Raw genomic sequence first — 26,384 nt, 5'->3', positions numbered from 1 at the left:
CCTGTATTCGGACCTGAAATCAAGAGAGGATGAAGTGCTTAATGACCCGACTATTGGAGAATATTAAAATGGCTGCAGCCGAAATGGAAGGGGGAGCCGCATTTGCTCTCCCGGAGATCATTAGCATTGAGCCTGGGGCGCTCAGCAGAGTGGTTCCATTCGTTAAGGCCAAGGAATGGAAAGCTCCGCTGCTTGTGGCCGACGAACATACCTTGGCGGCCGCAGGAGCAGAGCTGGAGCAGAAGTTCAAAGACGCGGGCACGGGGATCGGCATCAACTTGTCGCTGGTGCTGCCGAATGCGCAAGGTGATGTCATCGCCGACGAAGCTTCGGTAGTGCAAGTGTTGCTCGCGGTCCAGCAAAATAAGGCGGATGCCATTATTGTTGCCGGATCTGGCACGCTGCATGATGTGGCCCGGTACGCAGCTTATACGGCTGGCATTCCGTTCGTATCGGTGCCGACCGCCCCGTCCGTGGACGGGTTCACTTCGAATGGTTCGCCGCTGATTATCCGCGGCAACAAGATTACGATTCCTGCGGCGGGGCCAGTGGCGATATTTGCTGACACCGAAATTCTGTGCCTCGCTCCGGCTCCGATGATCGCCGCCGGGTTCGGGGATATGCTGGGCAAGTTCACCTCGCTGTTCGACTGGAAATACGGCCGGCTGACGGCCAATGAACCTTATTCGCCGGTCGTTGCGCAAATTACCGGGCGGGCGCTGCAGGATTGTGTGGACCATGCCGGGGAGATCGGCAATCATACCGAGCAGGGCATCCGCATCCTGACGGCGGCACTGATGGAATCGGGACTTGCCATTCTGCTGTTCGGACAATCCCATTCCGCCTCGGGAGCGGAGCACCATCTCTCCCATTATTGGGAGATGGAGTACATCCGCACCGGCCGCAGACAGCTGCTGCACGGTGCTAAGGTTGGCGTGGCTTGCGCGGAAATTTCCGCGCTGTACCACGAGCTGGCGAACTCGCCGGAGCTTGCCGGCAGTACGCTGGGGGAACAGGTGCGCGAAGAGATCCGCCGGATTCCGGCGGCCGATGAACTGCGCGCGCTGCTGCGGACCGTCCACGGACCGTCTACACTGGAGGAACTGGGTGTGGACGCCGGCCTGCTGCGCCGTAGTCTGGAGGAAGCTCACCACATCCGCATGAACCGGCATACGCTGCTGCGTGCGCGGAATGAGGGGACGGTGGGGAGAACGGTATTGGGACAAGAGTAGCCCTTGACCCAGCTATATAAACTGACAGCAAAGTCCGCCTCTAGCCAGACCGGAAGATGGTTGTTCCGGAACGGTAGAGGCGCTTTTTTTGATGCTGCGGAGTATCTTTTGCCGAAACTATCAAGATTTCCATTTAGATGACGATAGATATTCAATAGAGTGAAAATACTTTTTTATAGCGAATATGACCCAAAAGCAGTCATTTCACGAATAAGAGATGTAGCCGTCTGGTGAATTGTGCATACTCAGTTTAGCGTGGAGGTAATGTGATGAGCAGAGTCCATAATCAAGAGGTTACTGATGAGTTGGTTGTCAAAGCGCTGGAGAAGAACCTGGCCTTTATCCGGTTTGATCTGAACCGCCGGGTAGCATATGTAAATGAGGTATTTGCCCAGTCGATGGGTTATGTTACCGAAGAAATGTACGGGATGCAGCATAGCGATTTTTGTTTTCCGAAGTTTGTGAACAGTCCGGAGTATGAAATGTTCTGGCAGAATCTTTGGGCAGGCCGCAGCTTTCAGGACAAAATTGAGCGGATGGACGCACAGGGCAATGTAGTTTGGCTGGAAGCCACATACATGCCGATTTTTGATGACACGAATGAGCAGGTGCTTGGTGTGACCAAAATTGCTACGAATATTACCGGGAGGCAAAACAATATTAGTCAAGTGGTGGAACGGATGCAGGGCATGTCCGACAGTTTGAACCAGCGTGCCGAAACCGGTATTGAACGAAGCCGGGAACTGCAACACAGTATTGATAGAATCGCGGAAGTCTCTATCGAAAATACCCGGGTTCTCTCCAATCTCCAGGCGCAGGCTGATTCCATCCAGGGCATCGTCCAGACGATTCGTGATGTAGCTTCGCAGACCCAGCTGCTGGCGCTGAATGCCGCCATTGAAGCCGCACATGCCGGAGAATTCGGCCGGGGCTTCAATGTGGTCGCGAATGAAGTGCGTAAGCTGTCCGCCAGGGTGAATGATTCCATTATTGAAGTGCGGGATAATGTGAAGGCTATTACGGCGGAAGTTGCCAAGATTTCTGCAGGAACCACCCAGGCACAGGAAAATACCGAAATCAGCCAAAAACAGATTCAGTTGGCGTTGAGTACGTTCACGGATATCGCAGCATCGGCTCAGGAGCTGGATAATCAGGCGCGTGAGGTTATGGAGATGATCTAATCCGCAGGACAGGTCAACCTTTTGTCCCGGCTGAGTCGATCAACCGTGATGAAATGGCGTAATGACTGGCCGGGCGCAAGCTGCGGTGGCACTTAGAAGATTGCTTGGAAAAATGGAATAGCTATGAAGCCAGTTTGATTGGAAGGGGGATGTCCCACAAGCCATTACATGGATGTGGGACATCCCCCTTATCTTTTTAACTGCAAAGCCCCAGACAAAACCGGTATGTATTTCAAATTAAGGCTTGCAGGTGACGTAACGTCACCTGTTATACTTTGGCTAATCGTTCTAACTGCGGTCATAGATGGGGGGATGGCTTGAATCAGAAGGGATTAACTACCGGACAAATTGCTAAACGTACAGGGATGACCATTCGGGCACTGCGATATTATGACCGGATCGGATTACTGAAGCCTTCTCAATATGAAGGGAAGACCCGGCTGTACAGCAAAGGTGATGTCGCGAAGCTCCAGAAGCTTTCGGTCCTTAAATTCATCGGCCTTTCCCTGGAAGAGATGGGAACAGTCATGGAGAGCGACGATGAGAACGCCGATCTGCGCAGCTCCCTGCTGCTGCAAAAACAACTTATCCTTCAAAAAATGCGCCATATGGAAGGCGTGGTCCAGGCTATCGAGGCTTCCATGGGCTATATGGAGCAGCAGGATAATGAACCGGATTGGGAAGAGCTGACCGGGATGATCCAAACGGTCCAAACGGAAAGGGATTGGGGCGAGCAATATCAGAATGCCGTCCGCTTGCAGGCGCGAATGCACTTATATGACCGATTCAGTACAAATCAGATTGGCTGGCACGAGTGGTTCTTCGAACAGGTGCAGCAAGCCGCATCCCTCCATCCGCCGGCTGTCCCCTTGAAGCTGCTGGATATCGGCTGCGGTGATGCCTCTTTATGGGCCAGAAACAAGGGCCGGATTCCGCCACATTGGGAAATCACGTTAGCCGATGCTTCCGCCGGAATGCTGGAGGATGCCCGCAGCTCTCTTGGGGAGTCCGCCGTTAGGTTTAAGTTCCGCCAGGCGGATGTGCGTGCGCTTCCTTTTGCGGAGGGCGAATTTCAAATCGTGATTGCCAACCACATGTTATACCATGTAGAGGAACTAACGCCTGCGTTCAAGGAAATTTCCAGGGTCCTAAGTGAAAAAGGCATCTTTTTCGCCTCCACGATGAGCAGCAGACATCTGTTGGAGATGGAGGAATTGGCCCGGGAATTTGACCCCGGCCTTCGGGTACTGGACGACACCATTGAACGGTTCAATCTGTATAATGGCGCAGAGCTTTTAAACCCTTGGTTCCCAGGGGCGGAGCTTGTCCGTTACAAGGATTCTCTGGTCGTAACCGAGGCCGGTCCTTTGATCCGTTATATGACCTCAACACCCATGAATGCCGGTAAAAGATTGACAGGTCAAGCCATGGAGCAGTTTACTGCCTTCGTTGAGCGGAAGATGCTGGAGAAGGGAAGTATAGTGATTTCCAAGGATATGGGATATTTTTCGTTTTCTAAAGCCCTGAAAAGATAAAGGAGGCTGACGCCCTGTGAACAAGAATGTACGGATTAAGAAAATAGATCTTTTGTCAGACAACTGGTATACGCTGAGAAAATACACACTGGATTACCAGCGAAGCGACGGCACTTGGGAAGAGCAGCAGCGTGAGGCGTATGACCGGGGCAATGGAGCAGCGATTCTGCTCTACAACCGCAGGAAAAAAACGGTTGTCCTGACACGCCAGTTTCGCCTTCCGACTTACATTAACGGCAATGAGACCGGAATGCTGATTGAAGCATGTGCCGGACTGCTTGACCAGGATAGCCCGGAGTCCTGTATCCAGCGAGAAACCGAAGAAGAAACCGGATACCGTCTGTCACAGATTCAAAGAATCGGTGAGGTGTATATGTCGCCGGGTTCAGTGACCGAGATTCTGCATTTATTCGCCGCTGAATATTCTGAGGACATGAAGACAGGGCGCGGTGGAGGACTTGAGGAAGAACAGGAGAATATCGAGGTTCTGGAAATTCCTTTTGCCGAGGCTATGAAGATGTTGGATACAGGTGAAATTAAAGATGCCAAAACCATTCTTTTGCTGCAGCATGCCAAGCTCCATGATTTGCTTGAACTCCGGTCCGCAGTCCCATTACATATTCTTATTGCCGGCCCCTACCGTTCCGGAACCGATAATGAACCGGACCGGATTGCCGCGAACCTTCGTGCCATGAATGAAGCTGCTCTTCAGGTGTACAGACTTGGCCATTTGCCGGTGCTGGGCGAGTGGTACGCGCTGCCTTTGCTGGAAATGGCGGGCTCAACTGAGATAGGGGATGCGGTTTTCAATGAAATTTTCCATCCTTCATCAACCCGCCTTCTGGCTCATTGTGACGCTGTCCTGCGGATCGGCGGGCCTTCCCAAGGGGCGGATGAGATGGTGCAGACGGCTAAAGAAAGCGGGAAGCCAATTTTTTATACGCTGCAGGAGCTGCCAGTGGTCGGTTAGACTCGTAGAACATTACAATAGTTGGCGTTCTCCAACGTTATAATAAAAGGCCCGGTTTAGCTTGTACATGGAGCAATCGGGCTTTTTCTGCTATCGTTGCTTAGGAAACGAACCTTTTTGACGACTCGATTGTTATATAGATATCTGAACCACGAGAGGGGGGAACAATTTGCAGAGCAACCGGGAGCTATTCGAAACCTATAACCGGGATGTCTACCGGACCTGTTACTACATGGTGCATAATGCCGCGGATGCGGAGGATCTGACTCAGGAGGTGTTTATTACTGCTTTCCGCACCAACCGGGAGCAGATTGATTATCCGAAAGCATGGATCATGAGGATTGCCGTCAATCAATGCCTCAATCATTTACGGCGGCGGCGCAGCCTGCAGCAGAAGGTCTCCGCCAATCCTTACCTGTTCACAGGCGGGGAGGATAAGGCGGTGGACAGGCTGGTGGAGGACAAGGAGCGTGCGGAAGAATGGGCTGGCTATATGAGTACTCTTCCTGTAAAAATCCGGGCGGTGCTGACGCTGCGCTACATGCATGATTTCAGTCTTGCTGAAATCTCCGGGCTGCTGGGAATTCCGCAGGGCACGGTCAAATCCAGACAACATAAAGGGCTTCGCCTGATGAAAAAAATTTTGCTGAATGCAGGCATACAACTTGAAGACAAGGAGGAAAACAGCTATGAATCACACGGAAAAACACTTAAAGCATCAATTAAATAAAGAGGCAGGCGTTGCTTACCCCGATTTTGAGGAAATGTGGGGACGGATGGAGCAGGCTGGGCATACAGCTCCGCAGATGTCAGGAAGGGTGGAGGCGGCTGCTCCGCGCCGCTCCAAAGCCTGGAAGAAGGTAGCTGTAATGGCTTCGCTCAGCGCGGTATTGATGGCCGTGCCGGTCTATGCGGCGGTGCAATATGACTGGAGTGGCTTGCTGAAGTTCAGAGGCGGTGTACAGACTGCACTCGAACAGAACCTGGGTCAGCCCCTCGGGCAGTCCATCACTCGGGACGGTGTAACGTTGAAGCTGCACACGGCGATTGTCGATGAGAACCGCACGGTGATTTTGTACAGCTTCGAAGCTGGGGAGCTTGAAGAAGGGGGATTCTGGAATATCGAGGGCATGTCACTGACGGACTCCAAGGGCAATACCAGCTTGTCGGAATACAATCATATGCAATGGGATGAAAAGAACAAACGCTATAACGGCTATTTCGAGAGTGGCTGGGTCCCGCCGCAAGAGAGCGCTACCGTACAATTTAATGTAGGAAATATTCGTTACTACACCCGTGAGGAAGTAGCATTGCCGCTGAATATCGGCTCTGAGGCTGCTCAAAACTTTGCTGTGGGCCAGGATGGCCTGCAGGGCATCGGTATTGAGGTCTTCAAAGAAAGCAATGACAAGCTGCTGGTCTCTACCGCAGTCACCTTTGATCAGCCGGAAGCCAAAAAATGGGCATATCCGCAGCTCGTTGCCTACCGGAATGGTTCCCTTGTCAGCGAACTGCCTGGAGGGACGTTCGGCAAACCGGGTGAAAACGGGGAGTATACGGGACTTCAGTATTTCAATCCGAGTGACTTGCCGGATGAACAGACGGAGTACAAACTGTCCTATGTTAAAATAAACCGCAGCATTGACGCAGAAGGCGTTGATTTGCAGCTGAGCAAAAAACAAATGGAGAGCGGCACCATCAAAACCGCTCTCGATCTGCCACTCGAAGAGGAAGATATCCGTTTTGAGCAGATGGTAATAACCCCTACCCAAATAAGGGTAGTGATTCGCTTCAAAGACAAACCACATGCGCAGCTGCCTTACACCCGGAATTTACTTGAGGTGAATGGACGAACCTTGGAATGGACTGGGGGATGGGATACTCCTAAAGATGACCCTGAACTCAGGATCCTGCGCTATGAACGGCCTGCGGATCTGGAGATTACCAAGGAAACACCGATTGCTTATATCGGGAAGTATAAGGTTACGGTCAATGAGGAGGATAAAGAGCCGCTGCTGCTGACAAACATCTCGGACAAGAAGCAGACCTTAATCCGTGAAACCGGCGGATATCCCGTGAAATGGACCTATTATATGAAAGGAAAGGATCTGTACGTGGAGACGGGAAGCGATGACGTCAACTTCGGCGGTGTGAACCAGACCCATATCGGGTTAGGGAATGAGCGGATTCTCGGCAACAAGGTTACGGTTAATTTCCGTGGCAACGGCAACAACAAAAACATTGATGTCTATAAGGACTTCAAAGGAACGGAAGCCTCCATCTATATGTTCTATTATTTCATCAATGAGCCTGACAAAGAGACGCGGGTGCTGCTGCAAGGCAAATAGTAACATTATTTTAACGGGAAGAACCTTGTGTTCTTCCCTTTTTTTCGTATACATTAAGTAGACGCTGCCTAAAAAGGGCAGAGGGAGAAGAAGTAAAGGAGAGAAGAATAAGTGGAAGTGACAAGGTGCGCCTGGGTCAATGGAGATCCTCTTTATATTGCCTATCATGATAAGGAATGGGGACAACCCCTGTACGATGACTTGAAGCTGTTCGAGCTGTTGATGCTGGAAGGCATGCAGGCCGGACTCAGCTGGTATACGATACTCAAGAAACGGGAGAGCTTCAGAAGTGCTTTTGACGGATTCGACCCCGAGCGGATTGTCCGTTACGATGAAGCCAAAATCAGCGAGCTGATGAATGACAGCGGCATTATCCGAAACCGGCTGAAGATCGAATCCATAATCCGCAATGCCGGTGTCTATTTGCAGATTTGCCGGGAGAAGGGCGGGTTCGCAGAGTATATTTGGAGCTTTGCAGGCGGAGCGCCGGTGGTCAACCAGTGGACTCAGCGGGCGGATGTGCCCGCGACGACCCCGCAGTCGGATGAAATGAGCAAGGCATTAAAGAAAAAAGGCATGAAATTCGTCGGTTCCACCATCTGTTATGCCTTTATGCAATCCTCCGGGATGGTCAACGATCACACACTCGATTGTTTTTGCCGCAAGAATGAGCTTGCCTTGAAGTGAAGGCCGGTTCGCAAGTTTGGCGTTTCATGGGCAAGGAATGGTATACTACTAGAATAAAACTTGGCTTTCGCTTAGGAAGCGGATGGGCCGCACAGAACCTTTAGGAGGATTTGTAAATCTATGTTATGGCATGAAGTGACGATACATACAACAGAAGAAGCCCAGGAGATGATCTCCAATCTGCTCTATGAGGCTGGCACGGGCGGGGTCTCCATTGAGGAATCGGGGACGCTGAACAAAGAACGGGATACACGTTACGGGGAATTATACGATCAGCCTTTGAACGATATTCCTGAAGGTGAAGCGGTGATTAAGGGCTATTATTCCGAAACACTGAATATGGATGCAATTATAGAGGAGCTGGCCCCAAGGGTAGAAGAGCTGCGGGAGTTCGGGATCGACCCGGGCAAGGCGCTTATTTCCTGGAAGACGGTTGACGAAGAGGAATGGGCTCATGCCTGGAAGCAATATTTCAAACCGCTGCGTGTCTCGGAGCGGCTGACGATTAAACCGACATGGGAAGAATATACCCCGGAGAGTCCTGACGAAGCCATTATTGAGCTGGACCCCGGTATGGCGTTTGGCACAGGCACCCATCCAACCACGGCGTTATGTCTGCGTGCGCTGGAGAAGCATATCCGGGGCGGCGAAGAAGTAATTGATGTGGGTACCGGATCGGGAATTCTGGCTGTAGGCGCCATGCTGCTTGGTGCGAAGTCCGTGCTGGCGCTGGATCTGGACCCCGTAGCCGTAGAGAGTGCCCGGGAGAATGTGGAGCTCAACAAGCTACAGCATGCCATTACGGTACAAGAGAGCGATTTGCTCACCCTGCTCGGCGGCGAAGGCGCTTCGGATACGCCTGCCGGGGAGATGTGGCCTTCTGCAAGACCCGGAGTGAACGGCAAGACGGCCGAGACGGACGCAGAAGTTGTGGTTTCCGGTGAGCCAACGCTTGGTGTTACCCTGCCTGTGCAAATCGTAGTAGCCAATATTCTGGCAGAGATTCTGGTATTGTTCACGGATGATGTGTACCGTGCACTCCAACCGGGTGGAATCTATATTACCTCCGGAATTTACAAGGACAAAGAGGAACTTGTGAAGCAGGCGCTCTTAGGCTCCGGCTTTGACATTAAGGAAGTATCCCGTGAAGAAGATTGGGTGGCGATTACGGCCGGAAAGAGGTAGAGATGGAGTTTTTGGAGAAAATTATTTTAATGCCGCTGGAGCAGCTTCCATTTTTATTGATTACTTTGCTTATAGCGTTTACTGTTCATGAGTTCAGCCATGCCTATTTCGCCAACAAGTTTGGGGACCCGACAGGGCGGCTGATGGGGCGCATGACGTTGAACCCCGCCGTGCATTTCGATTTTTTCGGAATTCTGCTGATGGTCCTTGCCGGCTTTGGCTGGGCGCGTCCAGTGCCGGTCAACCGGGACAACTTCAGCCGTCCTAGGCTGATGGGAGTCATTGTCTCTGCAGTTGGACCGATCAGCAATCTGCTGCTGGGAATCCTAGGGGCGTTGATCTATGCGGCTATCGTCTCGACAGGGGTGATGGATTCGGTCACCAATGAACGGGTGCTTAAAGCATTTTTCTGGTTCTTCAGCATGTTTATCCAGCTGAATTTCTTTCTTTTTTTGTTCAACCTGATTCCGCTGCCGCCGCTGGACGGCTACCGGATTGTTGAAGATCTGGCTCCGCGTCCGATTCGCGGGAAATTGCAGCAATATGAGCAGTGGTCGGTCTTTATCTTTCTCCTGATTCTTTTTATTCCTGCACTGCGGGCATATACCATTAATCCGCTGCAGATTTGGGCAGGGGAATTGACGAATGGCTTCACCCAGCTCTTCTTCAAGTTGTTCGGTGTGTAGGAGTCCAGCTAAGTCTGGTCTTCATCCGGCAAACCATGTATGATGAAATATACAAATTGATATAAGCTGAACTTGAGGATATGGACCCCCATTCTCAAGTTCACTTTATTTATGAACAGGATGTTGATATGATGCAGCGATATTTCGTGATGCCGGAGCAGTTCGGCAGTGAATCCGTGGTGATCCGGGACGAGGATGCCCGCCATATCGCCAAGGTCATGCGCGGGAAAGCCGGTGACAAGCTCATCGTCAGTGACGGTGTATCCCGTGAGGCGCTTGTGGAGATTGAGCGGATTGAGATTGGTGAGGTAACCGCAAGCATTCTGGAAGCGCTGGAGATGACCCATGAGCCGCGTGTCCGGATTACGGTTGCCCAGAGTTTGCCGAAGGGCGACAAGATGGAGACGGTGATCCAGAAATGCACCGAGATTGGGGCAGTAGCCTTTGCTCCTTTTCTGTCGGAACGCACCATAGTGCAATATGACGAGCGCAAAGAGAGCAAACGTCTGGAACGCTGGCGCAAGATCTGCAAGGAGGCTGCCGAGCAGGCTCACCGGAACATCGTTCCGGCGGTAGCGGCTCCGCTGAGCTGGAAGCAGCTCCTGCAGTCCTTTGCCGGATACGATGCCGTTTATTTTTGCTATGAGAAGGAAGAAGGACAACAGCTGCGCCATGCCACTGCACCTTGGGTAGCTTCGCTTGCTCCGCAGGCAAGTGGCAAGGTCATGATTGTAGTTGGCCCCGAGGGCGGCTTCACGCCTGAAGAATGCCAGGCAGCAGAAGCGGCCGGTGCAGTGTCGGTGGGTCTTGGACGGCGCATTCTGCGCTGTGAGACGGCGGGTATGGTGGCCGCAGCTTGTATTTTATATGAATCCGGCGAAATGGGGGAAGCTTAAGCGATGTCATCCGTTGCTTTTTACACTTTAGGTTGTAAAGTGAATTTCTATGATACCGAGGCCATATGGCAAATGTTTAAAAATGAAGGATACGAGCAGGTCGATTTTGAAGGGACCGCCGATGTCTATTTAATCAACACATGTACCGTAACCAACACAGGCGATAAAAAAAGCCGTCAAATGATCCGCCGTGCCGTCCGCCGCAATCCGGAGGCCATCGTGGCCGTTACCGGATGTTATGCGCAGACCTCGCCCGGAGAAATTCTGGATATCCCCGGCGTGGATCTCGTTATAGGCAATCAGGACCGCGATCAGATTATGACCCATGTGAAGAATATTCAGCAGTCGCGCCAGCCGGTGAATGCAGTCCGCAATATCATGAAGACACGCGAGTTTGAAGAACTGGATGTCCCCGGCTTTGCGGACAGAACCCGTGCTTTTATGAAAATCCAGGATGGCTGCAACAACTTCTGTACATTCTGCATTATTCCGTGGTCGCGCGGCCTCTCGCGCAGCCGTGACCCGAAATCCATTGTCGCCCAGGCGCATCAACTGGTGGAAGCGGGATACAAGGAGTTCGTGCTGACGGGCATTCATACCGGTGGCTACGGCGACGATCTGGATAATTACCGCCTGTCTGATTTGCTGTGGGAACTGGACAAGGTGGACGGGCTGGAGCGGGTGCGTATCAGCTCTATTGAAGCCAGCCAGATTGACGACAAACTGCTGGAGGTGCTGAACCGCTCCTCCAAAATGTGCCGCCACCTGCATATTCCGCTGCAAGCCGGACATAACGAGGTGCTCAAAACGATGCGCCGTAAATATACAACCGAAGAATATTATGCCAAAATGCAGCTGATCCGCCAGGCGATGCCCGATGTCGGGATTACGACGGACGTCATTGTTGGTTTTCCCGGAGAGACGGATGAAATGTTCCGTGCTGGCTATGACTTTATGAAGGCCATTAATTTCTCGGAAATGCACGTATTCCCGTATTCCAAGCGAACCGGTACACCGGCAGCAAGAATGGACCATCAGATTGATGAGGAAATTAAGAATGCCCGGGTTCAAGAGCTGATCGACCTTTCGGAGGAGATGCAGCTCGCTTACGCGCGTAAATTTGTAGGCCAAACGTTAACCGTCATTCCGGAAAGATCGGCCAAAGGCGCTCCTGGCCGAGAGGTGCAGCACGGCTTCAGCGACAACTATCTCCAGGTGTTTTTTAATGGCGACGACTCGCTGCAAGGACAGCTCTGTGAGGTCAGAATTACGGAAGCGGGCGTGAATGAATGCCGTGGCGAGCTGGTAGGCGCAAGCCGTACCAGTATGAAACATGCTGTGCTGTAAAGGCTGCAAATGAACGAAACTCAAGGATTTCATTTCCGTTATGGAAATGGAGTCCTTGTTAGTTTTAACGGATGAGTAAATTGCATAAAGGAGAGTCCGGCATGACACATAAGGAAATTTCGGCGGGAGGCGTGGTTTATCGCCAGAGCAGCAAAGGACTGGAAATTCAACTGATCGTGGACCGTTACGGCAAAGTGTCGCTTCCCAAAGGCAAGATGGAGGCCGGGGAGACGGTGGAGGAGACGGCTCTGCGCGAAATTCGTGAGGAAACGGGCATTATTGGCGAGGTTAAGGCTCCTATTGATGTAATCCGTTATACGTACCAGCACCCCCAACACGGGAGGGTGGACAAAGAGGTTCATTATTTTTTGGTCGAGCAGAAAGGCGGAGAGACAAAGGCACAGATGGAAGAGATTCAGGCAGTGGAATGGCATACCCCTTCTGCAGCCTGGGTCCGGGGGACAGGCCATTCCTATGCCAACAACCTTCATATTCTGCGGCAGGCTTTGTCCTTGCTTAATATAGAGGTGTAACTAGTCATAAAGTCCTAAATCCGTCCATGAAGGGACCTAATCTGAGAATAGGGTTAACACTGGGGACCTAAATGTCGATATAAGTGGAAGAGTGTGGAAAACAACCACCGGACAATAAAGTCTAAGGGAGAGAACTAATGACTGTGAACAGGAAAATACCAAAATTGCTACTCATTCTGATTTTGTTAGCCACTGCAGTGTTTCCGTTAAATGTTTTCGCGGCTGCGGGCGATATCAACTCGATTGAATTCGACAGCTCGGCCAAAGTGGAGCTGACCGTAGGCCAGACCCCCAAACAGCTGAAAGTGTTCGCAAGTGTGGAAGGCTCCTCATCCAAAAAAGATGTGACAGCCGGGGCGGTATGGAACTCTTCCAATAGTAATGTGGTTCAGGTAGTAGGGGGACTGCTTACCCCGCTTACCAGTGGTACATCCATCATTAGAGCTACATATAATAATGCCCTCACAACCATAGAGGTAACTGTTACTTATCCATTCAAAGAATTGAAGCTGGAGCATATCGACGGCAGCTACAAGCTGGGTGATGAAGAGGACCGGCTGCTGGTTAAAGCGAAAGTTTTCGGCGGAGAAACGGCAACCTCATCGAAGGATGTTTCGGCTGATGCCGAGTGGAGCAGCTCAAATACCAATGTTCTGACCATTTCCGCAGGGAAGGTTACGCTTGTAGGGGAAGGAAAGTCGACCATTACAGCCAAATATAAAGGCTTAACGGCTACTTACAAGGCGGAAGTGCAATTGCCGTACTCCGGCGTTGAGCTTAAGCAGAACGGCACTGTAGTAAAAGAACTTGAGATGCTGATCGGCGATAACGCGGTCAAACTGGCGGCAATTACGAAGTCAAGCTCAGGTGCCGCAGAGAATGATATTTCTGCCAAAGCGGAATGGACGTCCTCAAACACAGACGTAGCCACCGTTAAAGAAGGGGAAATCAAAGTACTGACAGCAGGAAAAACAGTGATCACAGTAAGTTATCTGGGTGTCACAACGTCTGTAGATGTGTATGTTCGAGCTCCTTATGAGGCGCTGCTGCTTGCACCCGAAGGCGATCAGGCGATTTTCCTGGGTGAAAGTCTTCATGTAAAAGCTGAGGTTAGAAATGCGGCGAATTCTACGCTGAATGTATCCCAAACGGCAGTCTGGACCTCCGACAATCAGTTGGCGGCTACAGTAGCACCGGGTGGAGAGGCTGCTGTGATTACTGCCAAAGCAGTGGGAACTACTACGGTCAAGGCGGAATATCTGGGTATCCACAAAACGTTCAGATTGACTGTATATCCTACTGTTACAGCTCTGGGCATTGAGGATAAAGAGCAGGATCTGTACACGGGAGACTCTGCAAGTCTGCCTGCAGTCAGCGGAACGAAGCTGGATGGAACGAAGCTGGACCTCAGCAAAGAGGTGGAGTGGACTTCGGCGAATGAGGCTGTCGCCTTGATCCGGGATGGCAAAATCGTTGCAGAGGCAGCCGGCACCGTAAAAATCATCGGTACCCTCAAGGATGGCAATGTGACGTCCGGCCCGTCTGCGATCCGTTCACAAAGCGTTGAAGTGAATGTGACCGTACAGGATAAAGTGCTGGTTCTGATCGGACCTGAAGACAATCTTAAGCTGGTAACCGGTGAAGAACAACCTCTTCCGAGTGTGAAGGCTGTCATGGAGAACGGGGACGAACGCGATGTGACGGCAACCATCGTGTGGACGATAACCGGAACCAATGCTGTAATCAAGCAAGGCACCAGCGCCAAGGTACTTAAGGGATTGACGAAAGGTTCGGCCTCTTTGAAAGGAACCTATTCCAACCAGACGTTGACCATTCCGCTTACGATTGAGCAAAAGGTTGTGAAGCTGGTCGTAGAACCTGCGGACCTGGTAATGAATATCAAAGGCTCCAAGACAATCAAGGTAACCGGATATTATTCCAATGGCAAAACAGCCAACTTCTCAAGTGCAATGAACTGGGAATCCTCAAATCCGGCTGTTGCTACGGTGAAGGGAACTTCCGTCAAAGCTGTGACTGAAGGAACAACAACGATAACCGGCTCTTACCAAGGGATTACGGCTTCGGTGAAGGTTACGGTTATCCCTAAACTGACCAAACTGGCCGTGAACGAAAAGAAGCTGAAGCTCGCACCGGGAGTAACTCAAACGGTAGTGGTTACTGCTTTGTATGACACGGGTAAAACGGCCAATGTTACCGGCAATGTAACCTGGACCAGCTCCAAACCCTCCGTGGCCAAGGTATCGGCCGGTGGAGTTATAACCGCTGTCAGCAAAGGAACGGCCTCCATCAAGGGTAAATACAACAACAAAACCGTGACGGTTTCAGTTTCAGTGAAATAGCTGGAAAAGTATGGGATCTGCAGGGCCGGGGTGACGGCTTTGCAGATCTTTTTTTAATATAATCCGTAACCCTATAGCAATCCCCACTAATCCGATGTATAATTCACAAAAGTACATAGACCCTAGGCATCACTAGACGACAAATGGGAGTAGAAATTATAGACGGGGAGATGGAAAAAATGGCAGGGCGTAAAGCGTTATCCATTAAGACTATTGTGGCGATTGGGATCGGTTCAGCATTGTTCGTCATTCTGGGAAGGTTCGGTTCCATACCCTCGGGCATTCCCAATACCAACATCGAGACCACGTACGCATTGCTGGCGTTGTTCGCTCTTTTGTATGGTCCGGCAGCAGGCCTGTTGATCGGTTTGATCGGGCACACACTGAAGGATGCGATTCTGTATGGCTCACCGTGGTTCAGCTGGGTGATCGCTTCCGCCATCGCCGGGCTGATCATTGGTCTGCTCACCAGAACAATCGCCATCCACGACGGTGAATTCGGGAAGAAAGAAATCATCCGCTTCAATCTCGCACAGATCGCCGCCAACGCCGTTGCCTGGTTTATCGCTGCTCCGCTGCTAGACATTGCGATTTATGCGGAACCAGCCAATAAAGTGTTCACACAAGGCCTGATCGCCGGAGCGGCCAATATGGTGGCTGCAGGTGTGATCGGAACGCTGCTCGCCATAGCCTATGCCAAGACCAGAACGAAGCAAGGAAGCTTGACCAAAGAAGCATAATGCCATACAATCCAAGAGCCGGTGCTGATCACCGGCTTTTCTATTTTTATCAAGAGGAAGGTCCATGATGAAAAGAGCGGTTATCGAGTTCCAAAATTTCAGTTTTCAATACCGGGCCCAGACAGAGCCTACACTGCAAGATATAAATCTAACCATAACCGAAGGTGAAAAGGTGCTGATTATCGGCCCATCCGGTTCGGGCAAAAGTACATTGGCTCATTGTTTGAACGGCTTGATTCCTTTTGCCTATCCGGGGGAAATGACTGGAACCATGCGCATGATGGGGCAGGAGCAGAAGGAACTGGGCATCAGTGAGCTGTCGAATATCGTAGGTACGGTGCTGCAAGATCCTGACGGTCAATTCGTCGGGCTGACGGTTGGTGAGGATATCGCCTTCAGGCTGGAGAACGAGGGCATTCCGCAGGCTGATATGATTGGCAAGGTGGCCGCTGCGGCGCGGGCTGTGGACATTCATGAATATCTGGGAGCTGCGCCGCAGAGTCTGTCCGGCGGTCAAAAACAGAAAACTACGCTGGGCGGCGTGCTGGTGAATGAGGTGGGGATTCTTTTATTCGATGAGCCGCTGGCCAGCCTTGATCCATACACAGGCAAGAAAGCAATCGAACTGATAGACCGGGTCCAGCAGGAGACGGGGAAAACAGTCCTCATTATAGAACATCGGCTGGAGGAAGTGCTGCACCGGCCCGTGGACCGCATTATTGTGATGAGCGAGGGACGTATTGCCGCAGATCTGACTCCGGCTGAACTGCTCAGCTCAGACCTGCTGCGGGAAACGGGCATTCGTGAGCCTCTATATCTGACTGCATTGCGGTATGCCGGATGCCCGGTTACGCCGGAGATGAATCCGCAGAACCTGGCGATGATGGAGCTTGATTCCTGCACAGACAAGCTACAAGCATGGTACGACAACCATGGCGCACAGCCGGAGAGCCCGGAATACCCGCCAGTGCTCGAATTACGCGACATTTCATTCGGTTATGAGAAGAGCAGGCCAGTCCTCCAGGGTCTTTCCCTACAGGTTGGCCGAGGCGAGATGTTATGCATTGCCGGCCGCAATGGTGCCGGTAAGTCTACGGTATCCAAACTGATCTGCGGATTTTACCGGCTGGCTTCCGGAACGATTCTGATGAACGGGCGTGACATTGGCTCTGACACGATCAAGGAGAGGGCGGACCGGATCGGTTTTGTGATGCAGAATCCGAATCATATGATCTCCAAGACGCTGCTCTACGACGAGGTCGCGCTTGGGCTTAGACAGCGGGGGATAATGGAGGAAGAAATCGGTGAACGTGTCCACGGGATCTTGAAGGTCTGCGGGCTGTATCCCTTCCGCAGCTGGCCGGTCTCCGCTCTGAGCTATGGGCAGAAGAAACGTGTCACCATTGCCGCGATTCTGGTTTTGCAGCCGGAGATTTTGATTTTGGATGAACCGACAGCGGGTCAGGATTACCGGCATTACAATGAAATGATGGAGTTTTTGCTGGATCTCAATCAGCAGGGCATTACCGTCATTATGATCACCCATGATATGCATTTGATGCTTGAATATACAGAGCGTGCCATCGTCCTCTCGGACGGGATCAAGGTTGCCGACGACAGGCCCGAACGGGTACTAACCGATACCGATGTGGTGCGAAGTGCGAATCTTAAGGAGACTTCATTGTTTGCTCTGGCGGTGAAGGCGGGGATTCGTCAGCCTGTAGAATTCGTTAGACGGTTTATCGCACATGACAGGAGGAGCCGGGGACAATGAGGGCCACAATGTTAGCGTACACGAACCACGATTCGGGCATTCACCGGCTTACAGGCGCGGCCAAACTGATTTTTTTCGCAGTCTGGTCCGTTTCGGCCATGATTACTTACGACACCCGCTGTCTGCTGGTTTTGTTCTTGTTCAGTCTGTTTGCGTTTAAAATATCCAAGGTGCAATTTCAAGATTACGCCTTTGTACTGTACTTGATTTTGATCTTTTTTGTGCTGAATCATATCGCCATCTTTCTCTTCTCTCCCTTGGAGGGCGTGCGCATCTATGGAACCCGGCATGATGTAGTTCATATTGCGGGGCGGTATACTCTCACCTGGGAGCAGCTCTTTTATCAGTTCAATATCGCGCTGAAATATGCCGTGGTTATCCCGATGGCGCTGCTGTTCCTGATGACGACAGACCCGAGCGAATTCTCCGCCTCCCTGAACCGGGTGGGATTTAACTACAAAATCGCCTATTCCGTGTCCCTTGCCCTGCGGTATATCCCTGATATCCAGCGGGATTATGAGAATATCTCCTTCTCCGCCCAGGCACGCGGAATCGATATTTCCCGTAAAGAAAAGCTGCCCCGGCGGCTGAAAAATATCATCTTGATTCTGATGCCGCTCATTCTGACCAGCATTGAGCGGATCGATAAGATCAGCACTGCAATGGAGCTCCGCGGATTTGGGCAAAAAGAAAAACGGACCTGGTACCGGGCCCGTCCGTTTGCAAGAAATGACTATATCGCTATAGGAATTATTGCTGGTATTGCTGTTCTGACAGCGTGGATCACATTTTATGACGGCTCGCGTTATTATAATATTTTTAAGTAGCCCTTAAAATTGACATGTCTCCCCAAAGGTGCCATGGAGTGCATCCCTATCGATTTGGATATGGTAAGGAGACAGGCGTTCCTGGGCCTCATCCAGCAGGTTCAAGAGCACGGTATAAATTTCCTCACGTTCAATGGTCTCGATAAAGCCGGTACGGCGGTCCATCTTGTTGAAAGCTTCGGTGTATTCCACCACCAGCGCTTTCAGCTCCTGGGCCGCTGTTTCTGTGCCGGGAGACTCGGCGGAAACTACGAGAGCACTGATACTGGTGCGCATTTTCTTGTATAACTGAAAGGCCTTTTTTGCATTTGCTGCCGTAATGTTGTCCCGTCCATCCCAATCCCGGAACGGATTGTTCAGATTCTCGGCCAGCCACTGCGGCTTGCGCGGTTTGGTGATGTAGAGATCGAGGCCATAGGCCACTCTTGGTTTGTAGGCCGCTTTGATCGCTTTGGCAGCATCGGCAGGCAGGCTGTCCATTGACAATGAAGATAGGCGGGGAAGCTGCTCCGGAGGCGGGAAATCGGAGCTTCCGAACCCGAACAGATCATAGGTGCTGAACGATTGCAGATTCTGAAATTGTGCCAGGTTATCAAGTCCCGTCAGTTGGCCGGGCTTGCCCCAGAGTTGAAGTTCGGTAAGATTAGGGTAGCTGTGCAGTACAGGCAGAAGTGCAAGCTCGCTCAATTGGTTCAGATGCAGACTGCCCAGATTGGCAAGGCTGTTGATGACGGGTATTCTCTGCTCAGCCTGTAATGTGAGCCATCTGCCCTGTTCAGAGGCATGTATCGTAAGCTCGGGGGCCACATTGCCGGTTAGTGACAAAAAGGTTAACCCATCATTCAAATACAGCACTTTCAAGCCGCTGGCATCGATAATCAGCCGCTTTAAATTGCTTGGACTCAGATCAATGACGGCCTGGCCATGATTGTACAGTTGCAGCTCGTTCATCAATGGATTGTTATTGACATAAGGCACAATATAATCGTAATACCGATTCGCGAAAATCCCGGTCAGACAAGGCAGCATTGCAAGTTCTCCGGCATTTGAGAACGATTGGAGATCCGGCTCCCGGAGCGTATTCGTGCTGCGGCGGAAGCTCTGCTTGCCGATGGTGATCGTACTTGTATCTGCGTGGGCTGCTTTGAACCGCTTGCGCAACGTCTCAGGCAGCTTCTCCCACTGACGCTGGGAATACAGGCTGTTTCCGGTGATCCAGAGCTTGTAGGAATTCGTAGGTTTTGTGATCAGTGGCGGAATATTCCCTGCAAGGATATAGCCTTGAGGAACCTGGGGCCTCGCATTGAAATGCTGAAGCTGGTTGTTCCAAAAATAAAAATGGACCACCAGCGGTTTCATGTGACGCAGCTCGGCTTCCGCAGGCAGTTCATCTCCGGACCAGTCAAGCTCCAGGATGGCAGCTGTTTCCCCGGAGTCGTTGAAACCGGTGACCTGGCAAGCCGTATATTGCTGCAACCTTTCATGATAGATACAATAAATATCTCCGGTATTCGGTTTCATCATTTCCTCCTGCATCCATATTTACCCTGCTGTTTCTTACAGCATAGCAAAAGGAGCAGATGGTGTACAAATCACATTAGAACTGAAAGGGCAATTGAAGTATAATAAGACAGCGAAAGTTGTGGGCAGCACCGGATTCTGGAAGATTGTATTTCCAACAAGGCTAGGTCTGAAGCCGGCTCTCCAGCCTTTCCCAGAAGGGGAGGTAACACAGCGGCAGCACGGCCAGCGAGCAGACCACGTTGAAAATGGTCTGGGCGTGGGCAATATGGGCTGCCGGCCCGCCGCCCATCCAGGCGGCCACATTCGCAAGCGGTCCGATGAAGGGCAGGAACAGCAGGGCTCCGCCCAGATTCAGCACCACATGGGAGTAAGCTACGAAGACACCGGATGGCGACCCGCCAATCGAGGCGATCACGCTTGTCAGACAGGTGCCGATATTCGCGCCAAGCACGATGGCAATGCCAAGCTCGGGCGGCATGACGCCGGAGGCGGCAACACTCATCGCCATGCCGATGACGGCGGCGCTGCTGTGCACCAGTGCCGTGAGGCAGGCACCGGCGGCCAGCCCCCACCATGCGCTGGTGGCCGCATGGTCCAGGAACCACATGAACAGGCCGCTCTCTTGCAGCATAGGGCCGATGGACTGCATCACCCGGATGCCCCACAGGACGAGTGCGAACCCGGCCACAGCCAGACTGATGAATTGGGTCAGCTGGGCCCATTTACGGATCAAGTCTGCCTTTTGCCAGGCATAAGGAGGCCACTCGGCCAGGACAACAGCCGCCCCCCACAGGCTGAGGGATACTGCCAATAAGGGCGAGGCCAGAGTGCTGATCTGGAGTCCGATCAGTTCTGTGGTCAGGCAGGTGCCGATATTGCTCCCCAGAATAATGCCGAGTGTGCGGGCATAAGAGAGCAGCCCGGCATTGACCATCCCGATGGTCAGGACGGTTACGGCCGTACTGCTCTGCAGCAGGGCGGACAGGACGCTGCTCGCAATCAATCCTTTGAGCGGCGTGGAGGTTGCAGAGTGCAGTCCCTTGATCAGCAAGGGGCCGGCCAGCCTGGACAGAGCAGCTTCCATCAGCTTCATCCCGGCCAGAAAAATCACCAGGCCGTATACGACAGGGAACAGCAAATCACGAATCATAGGACAAGCTCCTTTGGAACGAGGTTGTACACCAATATATGAACAGAACGATTGGGACATGTATGCAATTCACAAGAATAGGGAGTTGAAGTCATTGGCATCGGTTATTTTGGAGAAAAACCGCAAGAAAAGACTGGAGCAGGCCCATCCCTGGGTCTATGCCGGAGAGGTAGCTTCAGTAGAAGGCAATCCGGAGGAAGGCAGTCTGGTCGAGGTTCTGAATCATCAGGGGCGTTTTCTGGCGACAGGCTACTATAATTCCGCTTCGCAAATCCGGGTGCGGATCGTCTCGCAAGGCAAACTTGCAGCGATGGATACAGAGTTCTTCGTAGAACGGTTCACCGGCTGTCTTCAACATAGAGAACGGTTCCTGCCGGGAGCGGATGCTTACCGGCTTGTATACGGCGAAGCGGATTTTCTTCCGGGTCTGATTGTGGACCGGTTCGGGGATGTGCTGGTGGTTCAGCTCTTGACGCTGGGGATGGACAAGCGGCGCAGCGAAATCGTGGAGGCGCTCGTACAAGTGATGGCTCCGCGCGGCATCTATGAACGCAGTGATGTGAGTGTCCGTGAGCTGGAAGGTCTGGAACAAACTACAGGTGTGTTGTACGGCGAATGCCCACGGCATGTGACTGTCAGCGAGAATGAGCTTCAGCTGATCGTTGATATCGAAGAGGGGCAGAAGACCGGGTACTTTTTTGACCAGCGTGAGAACCGGGCCTCCATTGCTCTGCTGATGCAGGGCTGGGGAGGACGCAGCGGAATTACGCGGCAAAAGGTTCAGGCGGAGGACGGCTCGGTGCAGCTCCTTCCGGTGAACAAAAGCGGCAAGCCTGTTACGTTCCCTTATTGGGATGGTGCGACCGTGCTGGAGTGCTTCTCGCATACGGGCAGCTTCACACTGCATGCCTGCAAATACGGCGCCAAAAAAGTCACCTGCCTCGACGTCTCCGCCCATGCCATTGAGAGCGCCAAAGCCAATGTAGAGCTGAACGGATTCAGTGAGCGTGTCGAATTCGTCGTGGATGATGCGTTTCAATATCTGCGCAATCAAGTGAAGGGGCTGGAAGAACGTGCGGAACGCGCAACTGCCACCGGTGCCGATCCGGTGAAGCCGGGTGCGAAGACCGATACCTCCAAGCCGATGACAGCAGGGGGCGGACGGACGTGGGATGTAGTTATTTTGGACCCGCCTGCGTTTGCCAAGACCAAAAGCGCCGTAGCGGGGGCTTGCCGCGGGTACAAGGATATTAACCTGCACGGCATGAAGCTGGTGAACGAAGGCGGTTATCTGGTCACCGCGAGCTGTTCTTACCACATGCAGCCGGACTTATTCCTGGAGACGATCGCTGATGCGGCCAAAGATGCCGGCAAGGTGCTGCGTCTGGTGGAATGGCGGGCCGCAGGCAAAGACCATCCGCAGATTCTCGGCGTCAATGAAGGCCACTACCTGAAATTTGCCATTTTTGAGGTACGGAGCAAGAACTAAATTGGATTGTCAGTGAAAGAGGTCGGCAGAACTGGCTCATCAACAGATATATAAATTAGACCAATAGTGGATTACACGGAATCGGACTTTCGCCGAATTTCCATAAACTTTCTTACAGAGAAGACTCTCGCCTGGCTTGCGGCGGAAGTCTTTTTTGACTTACAGTAGAAGACTAGAAGATAACGCAAACCAAGCAGGATTCATAGTTTGTCTGTTTCTTGAAAACAATACCAAACATATGTTCTGATTATTTGCGGTATGTTATACTATGAACACGAGTAATTTCAGAGTTTGAGAGCAGGTTGAGGTGTAATCAGGCGGGGAACGCCTGTACTGTATATATTTTTTGTTACTCGACGGAAGGGAGTTCATTGCGATGCCGGTAACCTTGTTAACAGGCCGCTCGGGCAGCGGCAAGACTACACAAATATGGAGGGAAGTATCCTCCTCCTTGGAACAGGATCCGCTTGGCGTTCCGATGATTGTGCTTGTGCCTGAGCAGGGATCTTTTGGTGCGGAACGGGGACTCTTGTCGGAGGGCAACACCAAAGGGAGCATCCGGGCACACACCCTGAGCTTCTCGCGTCTGGCATACCGGGTGCGTCAGGAAACCGGGGGAAGCGCCAATCTGCCGATCAGTGAAGAAGGCAAGAAGATGCTGATCTACAAAATCATCGGCCGCCGCAAGGAGGAACTCAAGCTCTTCGGAGCCTCCTCGGACCGGCCGGGGTTCGTGGAGCGTCTGAGCCGGCTGCATACGGAAATGAAGCGCTGCTGCCTTGGTGCCGGAGATTTGGAGGAACAGGTATCAAGAATGCGGGATGTTACGTCAGGCAGCCCCATTCTTGGAGGCAAGCTGGATGATATCCAGCTGGTATTCAATGATTTGGAGCAAGAGATGTCACAGCTCTATGTAGATGAAGAAGACCGTCTGGCTGAACTGGCGGAACATATTCAGGACTCTTCTTTTCTTCGGGGCGCCGAGATTTGGGTAGACGGCTTCCATGGATTTACACCGCAGGAGTTCATTGTACTGCGTCAACTGATGCTGCATGCCTCCCGGATGACGATTTCGCTTACCCTTAATAAAGCTTATCCTGCAGGGGGGCAGCCCCATGAGCTGGAGTTGTTCCATCCTGCGGCGGTGACATATATCAAGCTGCGCGGGATGGCGGAGGAACTGGGGCTGGAGGTGTGGGACCAGCATCTGTCGCCGCCGGTTTTGCCGCGTTTTCAAGACAGTCCCGTACTTGCCCATCTGGAAAAGGGATTCGACCGCCGGAACCGCTGGAACGGTTCTTCCGCTGAGAGTTCTGAAGCTATTACTATACACGCAGCGGTTTCCCGCCGGGCAGAAGTGGAGGGCGCACTGCGCGAGATGATCCGGCTAGCCCGGGATGAATGGGCAGAATATGGAGAAATGGCTGTATTTATGCGGAACATCGGGGACTATGAGCAGCTGGTGAAGCCGTTGTTCCAGGATTACGGAGTACCTTATTTTCTGGATCAGAAGATTAACGAACTGCATCATCCGCTGGTAGAGTTCATTCGCTCTTCACTGGATGTGGTGCGCCGCCGCTGGCGGTATGAAGATGTGTTCCGCTGTGTGAAGACGGAGCTTTTGCTGTCGCCGGGCAGTGGAGTGACCCGTGAAGATATGGACGCTCTGGAGAATTACGTACTGGCTTGCGGCATTCAGGGCTACCGCTGGACCGATAAGCGCCCCTGGAGGGGGATTCCGAGTCTTTCACTTGAAGGTGCTAGGCGGGTGGATGAGGAACTGCTGTCTAAAGTGGAAGCTTGCCGGGCGGTGATTACAGGGCCTTTATTTGCTTTTGAGAAAAGGGTGAAAAAGAGCCGCAGTGCTGCTGAGCTATGCACAGCTGTATATCACCTGCTGGAAGATACCGGCGCTGCACGCTGGCTGGAAGACAGAAGTATGGCCGCCCTTGAGCAAGGGAAGCCGGAGGCTGCCCGTGAACATGAACAGATCTGGGGAGCGGTACTGGATTTGCTGGATCAGATCGTGGAAATGATGGGCGGGGAGCGGCTGGAATTTGAGTTGTTCGCAGGTGTACTGGAGACCGGACTTGCCGAGCTGAAGATGGGGCTTGTTCCGCCTTCGCTGGATCAGGTGCTGGTGGGAAATATGGACCGGACGCGTACTTCAGGCGTGAAATATGCTTTTTTGCTGGGCTTCAATGAAGGCATTGTGCCTGCGCAGTTCAAGGAGGATGGCATCCTCTCCGAGGGGGAACGGGCGATGCTGGAGCACGCCGGGATTGAGCTGGCTCCGGGTTCTTCGCGCAAGCTTCTGGACGAGCGGTTCCTGATCTATAACGCGCTAACAACTCCAAGCAAGAAGCTCTGGATAAGTTATGCCTCCGCCGATGACGAGGGCAAGGCGCTGCTGCCATCGGAGATCATCCGCCATTTGCACATTATGTTTCATGAGGGTCATCAAGAAGAGTCGATGCTTCCGGCTGTTCCTCCCGCACCTTCTGCCGAATCCGGGGAACTGGATCTTTCATTCCACCTGGATTTTGTCAGTCACCCGCAGCAGACGCTGCGCGTGTTGCTGATGCAGCTCAGGCATTGGCGGCAGGGGGCGGAGATCCCGCAGCTCTGGTGGAATGTCTACAATTGGTATGCGGATGCTCATCAGAATCACGGGCACGAAGACTTGAGCTTGCAGTTGCAGCGGCTGCTGGGATCTTTGTTCTACCGCAACGAAGGCATCCGTCTGAAACGCGGCACCAGTCTGAAGCTGTATGGAGGAAAGACGCTGCGCGGCAGCGTCTCCCGGATGGAGAAGTTTGCGGCCTGTGCCTTTTCGCATTTTGCATCTTATGGACTGAGGCTGAAAGAACGGCAGCTATATAAGCTGCAAGCGCCCGATATTGGACAGCTGTTCCATGCTGCGTTAAGCGAGATGGCCACCAATCTGAAGCAGCAAGGCCGTGGCTGGGGCAGCTTGACCCCGGAGGAATGCCGCAGCGAAGCGGGGAAGACCGTAGACCGTCTGTCTCCTATGCTGCAAGGAGAGATCCTGCTTAGCTCCAAGCGCTACGGATATATTTCACGTAAATTGAAGAATATCGTGGGACGGGCCTCGGTCATTCTGGGTGAGCACGCACGGCGTGGCAGCTTTGAGCCGGTAGGCCTGGAACTGGATTTTGGACCAGACAAGGATCTTCCGCCACTGCGCATCACTCTGCCGAACGGCTGCGTGATGGAAGTGGTGGGACGGATTGACCGTGTCGATATGGCTGAAGGCGAGAATGGTGTGCTGCTCCGGGTTATCGACTACAAATCAAGCCAGAAGGACCTCAAGCTGCATGAAGTCTACTACGGGTTGTCGCTACAAATGTTGACTTACCTTGATGTGCTGCTGACCTACTCGGAACAATGGCTGGGCCGCCATGCACTTCCCGCAGGAACACTTTATTTCCATGTGCATGATCCGCTGCTCTCCTCTCCGAACGGAATGAACCGGGAACAGGCCGAGCAGGAACTGCTGAAACGCTTCAAGATGAAAGGGCTGTTAACCGCTGACCGGGAAGTAGTCTCCCTGATGGACACTACGCTGGATAAAGGTTATTCCTCGATCGTACCGGTGGCGGTGAAGAGTGACGGGAGCTTCTATAGCAGCGCTTCAGTCGCTACGCCGGAGCAATGGGGAGATTTGTTATCCTCGGTGCGAAGTACGATTTCGGATATCGGCACACGGATTACCGAAGGTGATGTGGCGATCGAGCCTTACCGGATTCAACAGGAAACGGCTTGCACCTTCTGCTCCTTCCGGCCGGTCTGTCACTTTGACGAAGCGGTAGATGGCAACGGCTATAACAATCTGGGTAAACCGGGCAAAGACATCATTTGGGATCTGCTGTCCCGCAAAGGAGGAGAAACACTGTGAA

The 26,384-nt window shown here is 52.4% G+C and carries 20 protein-coding genes; 18 read left to right on the top strand and 2 right to left on the bottom strand.

Annotated elements, in window-relative coordinates; genetic code table 11:
- The first annotated feature begins 41 nt into the window (after window positions 1-41).
- From IEY53_RS11985 to IEY53_RS11910, 16 genes are all read left to right on the top strand, one after another.
- A complete protein-coding gene (locus tag IEY53_RS11985) occupies window positions 42-1,232 on the top strand; it encodes a sn-glycerol-1-phosphate dehydrogenase (protein ID WP_189025141.1) in 1,191 nt (396 codons plus the stop codon).
- Window positions 1,233-1,501: 269 nt separating this feature from the next.
- Window positions 1,502-2,413 carry a methyl-accepting chemotaxis protein gene (locus IEY53_RS35885; protein WP_189025139.1) on the top strand — a complete coding sequence of 304 codons (912 nt, stop codon included), beginning with the start codon at window positions 1,502-1,504 and terminating at the stop codon, window positions 2,411-2,413.
- A gap of 317 nt (window positions 2,414-2,730) precedes the next feature.
- Window positions 2,731-3,948, top strand: a complete 1,218-nt coding sequence (locus IEY53_RS11975; protein WP_229696099.1) for a MerR family transcriptional regulator — start codon at window positions 2,731-2,733, stop codon at window positions 3,946-3,948.
- A gap of 16 nt (window positions 3,949-3,964) precedes the next feature.
- A complete protein-coding gene (gene nudK, locus IEY53_RS11970) occupies window positions 3,965-4,918 on the top strand; it encodes a GDP-mannose pyrophosphatase NudK (protein ID WP_189025137.1) in 954 nt (317 codons plus the stop codon).
- 169 nt (window positions 4,919-5,087) lie between these two features.
- The gene (locus tag IEY53_RS11965; protein WP_189025135.1) at window positions 5,088-5,648 is read left to right on the top strand and encodes an RNA polymerase sigma factor; all 561 of its coding nucleotides are present in this window, start codon (window positions 5,088-5,090) and stop codon (window positions 5,646-5,648) included.
- The gene (locus tag IEY53_RS11960) at window positions 5,608-7,266 is read left to right on the top strand and encodes a DUF4179 domain-containing protein (protein ID WP_189025133.1); all 1,659 of its coding nucleotides are present in this window, start codon (window positions 5,608-5,610) and stop codon (window positions 7,264-7,266) included. The genes IEY53_RS11965 and IEY53_RS11960 overlap by 41 nt, the downstream gene beginning before the upstream one ends.
- 111 nt (window positions 7,267-7,377) lie before the next feature.
- A complete protein-coding gene (locus tag IEY53_RS11955; RefSeq protein ID WP_189025131.1) occupies window positions 7,378-7,953 on the top strand; it encodes a DNA-3-methyladenine glycosylase I in 576 nt (191 codons plus the stop codon).
- A 120-nt stretch (window positions 7,954-8,073) separates the two neighbouring features.
- Window positions 8,074-9,138: a 50S ribosomal protein L11 methyltransferase gene (prmA, locus tag IEY53_RS11950; RefSeq protein WP_189025129.1), complete on the top strand. Its 1,065-nt coding sequence runs from the start codon at window positions 8,074-8,076 to the stop codon at window positions 9,136-9,138.
- Window positions 9,139-9,140: 2 nt separating this feature from the next.
- Window positions 9,141-9,824 (top strand): site-2 protease family protein, encoded by a 684-nt coding sequence (locus IEY53_RS11945; protein WP_189025128.1) that lies wholly within the window; start codon window positions 9,141-9,143, stop codon window positions 9,822-9,824.
- A 131-nt stretch (window positions 9,825-9,955) separates the two neighbouring features.
- Entirely contained in the window at window positions 9,956-10,720 is a 765-nt protein-coding gene (locus tag IEY53_RS11940) for an RsmE family RNA methyltransferase (protein ID WP_189025282.1), read from the top strand.
- A gap of 3 nt (window positions 10,721-10,723) precedes the next feature.
- Window positions 10,724-12,067: a tRNA (N(6)-L-threonylcarbamoyladenosine(37)-C(2))-methylthiotransferase MtaB gene (mtaB, locus tag IEY53_RS11935; RefSeq protein WP_189025126.1), complete on the top strand. Its 1,344-nt coding sequence runs from the start codon at window positions 10,724-10,726 to the stop codon at window positions 12,065-12,067.
- Window positions 12,068-12,168: 101 nt separating this feature from the next.
- Complete coding sequence (locus tag IEY53_RS11930; RefSeq protein ID WP_189025124.1) at window positions 12,169-12,600, top strand: NUDIX hydrolase; 432 nt, start codon at window positions 12,169-12,171, stop codon at window positions 12,598-12,600.
- Between the two features lie 137 nt (window positions 12,601-12,737).
- Entirely contained in the window at window positions 12,738-14,960 is a 2,223-nt protein-coding gene (locus IEY53_RS11925; protein WP_189025123.1) for an Ig-like domain-containing protein, read from the top strand.
- Between the two features lie 179 nt (window positions 14,961-15,139).
- On the top strand, window positions 15,140-15,700 hold the full coding sequence (locus IEY53_RS11920; protein WP_229696098.1) for an ECF-type riboflavin transporter substrate-binding protein: 561 nt from the start codon (window positions 15,140-15,142) through the stop codon (window positions 15,698-15,700).
- A 67-nt stretch (window positions 15,701-15,767) separates the two neighbouring features.
- Window positions 15,768-17,474, top strand: a complete 1,707-nt coding sequence (locus IEY53_RS11915; protein ID WP_189025279.1) for an ABC transporter ATP-binding protein — start codon at window positions 15,768-15,770, stop codon at window positions 17,472-17,474.
- On the top strand, window positions 17,471-18,301 hold the full coding sequence (locus IEY53_RS11910; RefSeq protein ID WP_189025121.1) for an energy-coupling factor transporter transmembrane component T family protein: 831 nt from the start codon (window positions 17,471-17,473) through the stop codon (window positions 18,299-18,301). The genes IEY53_RS11915 and IEY53_RS11910 overlap by 4 nt, the downstream gene beginning before the upstream one ends.
- 3 nt (window positions 18,302-18,304) lie before the next feature.
- Here the strand turns inward: IEY53_RS11910 and IEY53_RS11905 are convergent, their stop codons facing one another.
- Both IEY53_RS11905 and IEY53_RS11900 read right to left on the bottom strand, forming a co-directional pair.
- Entirely contained in the window at window positions 18,305-19,822 is a 1,518-nt protein-coding gene (locus tag IEY53_RS11905) for a hypothetical protein (RefSeq protein ID WP_229696097.1), read from the bottom strand.
- A gap of 163 nt (window positions 19,823-19,985) precedes the next feature.
- Window positions 19,986-20,975, bottom strand: coding sequence for a Na/Pi cotransporter family protein (locus tag IEY53_RS11900; protein ID WP_189025117.1), 990 nt, complete (start codon window positions 20,973-20,975; stop codon window positions 19,986-19,988).
- Between the two features lie 94 nt (window positions 20,976-21,069).
- Between IEY53_RS11900 and IEY53_RS11895 the strand changes: the two genes are divergently transcribed.
- Together IEY53_RS11895 and addB are read left to right on the top strand one after the other, a co-directional pair.
- Window positions 21,070-22,464 carry a class I SAM-dependent rRNA methyltransferase gene (locus IEY53_RS11895; RefSeq protein WP_189025115.1) on the top strand — a complete coding sequence of 465 codons (1,395 nt, stop codon included), beginning with the start codon at window positions 21,070-21,072 and terminating at the stop codon, window positions 22,462-22,464.
- A 376-nt stretch (window positions 22,465-22,840) separates the two neighbouring features.
- Window positions 22,841-26,383 (top strand): helicase-exonuclease AddAB subunit AddB, encoded by a 3,543-nt coding sequence (gene addB / locus IEY53_RS11890; RefSeq protein ID WP_189025277.1) that lies wholly within the window; start codon window positions 22,841-22,843, stop codon window positions 26,381-26,383.
- The last annotated feature ends 1 nt before the right edge of the window (window position 26,384 follow it).

This window comes from Paenibacillus albidus (genome assembly GCF_014644435.1).
Classification (GTDB): domain Bacteria; phylum Bacillota; class Bacilli; order Paenibacillales; family Paenibacillaceae; genus Paenibacillus_AQ; species Paenibacillus_AQ albidus.
This window is presented reverse-complemented; position numbering and strand designations above follow the sequence as displayed.

Excerpts from the sequence above, each read along its gene's own strand:
- IEY53_RS11925 (WP_189025123.1), top strand. The coding sequence starts at position 12,738 with ATGACTGTGAACAGGAAAATACCAAAATTGCTACTCATTCTGATTTTG.
- IEY53_RS11900 (WP_189025117.1), bottom strand. The coding sequence starts at position 20,975 with ATGATTCGTGATTTGCTGTTCCCTGTCGTATACGGCCTGGTGATTTTT.
- IEY53_RS11940 (WP_189025282.1), top strand. The coding sequence starts at position 9,956 with ATGCAGCGATATTTCGTGATGCCGGAGCAGTTCGGCAGTGAATCCGTG.
- mtaB (WP_189025126.1), top strand. The coding sequence starts at position 10,724 with ATGTCATCCGTTGCTTTTTACACTTTAGGTTGTAAAGTGAATTTCTAT.
- IEY53_RS11960 (WP_189025133.1), top strand. The coding sequence starts at position 5,608 with ATGAATCACACGGAAAAACACTTAAAGCATCAATTAAATAAAGAGGCA.
- IEY53_RS11915 (WP_189025279.1), top strand. The coding sequence starts at position 15,768 with ATGAAAAGAGCGGTTATCGAGTTCCAAAATTTCAGTTTTCAATACCGG.
- IEY53_RS11910 (WP_189025121.1), top strand. The coding sequence starts at position 17,471 with ATGAGGGCCACAATGTTAGCGTACACGAACCACGATTCGGGCATTCAC.
- IEY53_RS11920 (WP_229696098.1), top strand. The coding sequence starts at position 15,140 with ATGGCAGGGCGTAAAGCGTTATCCATTAAGACTATTGTGGCGATTGGG.
- prmA (WP_189025129.1), top strand. The coding sequence starts at position 8,074 with ATGTTATGGCATGAAGTGACGATACATACAACAGAAGAAGCCCAGGAG.
- IEY53_RS11905 (WP_229696097.1), bottom strand. The coding sequence starts at position 19,822 with ATGAAACCGAATACCGGAGATATTTATTGTATCTATCATGAAAGGTTG.
- IEY53_RS11945 (WP_189025128.1), top strand. The coding sequence starts at position 9,141 with ATGGAGTTTTTGGAGAAAATTATTTTAATGCCGCTGGAGCAGCTTCCA.
- IEY53_RS11985 (WP_189025141.1), top strand. The coding sequence starts at position 42 with ATGACCCGACTATTGGAGAATATTAAAATGGCTGCAGCCGAAATGGAA.
- IEY53_RS11930 (WP_189025124.1), top strand. The coding sequence starts at position 12,169 with ATGACACATAAGGAAATTTCGGCGGGAGGCGTGGTTTATCGCCAGAGC.
- IEY53_RS35885 (WP_189025139.1), top strand. The coding sequence starts at position 1,502 with ATGAGCAGAGTCCATAATCAAGAGGTTACTGATGAGTTGGTTGTCAAA.
- addB (WP_189025277.1), top strand. The coding sequence starts at position 22,841 with ATGCCGGTAACCTTGTTAACAGGCCGCTCGGGCAGCGGCAAGACTACA.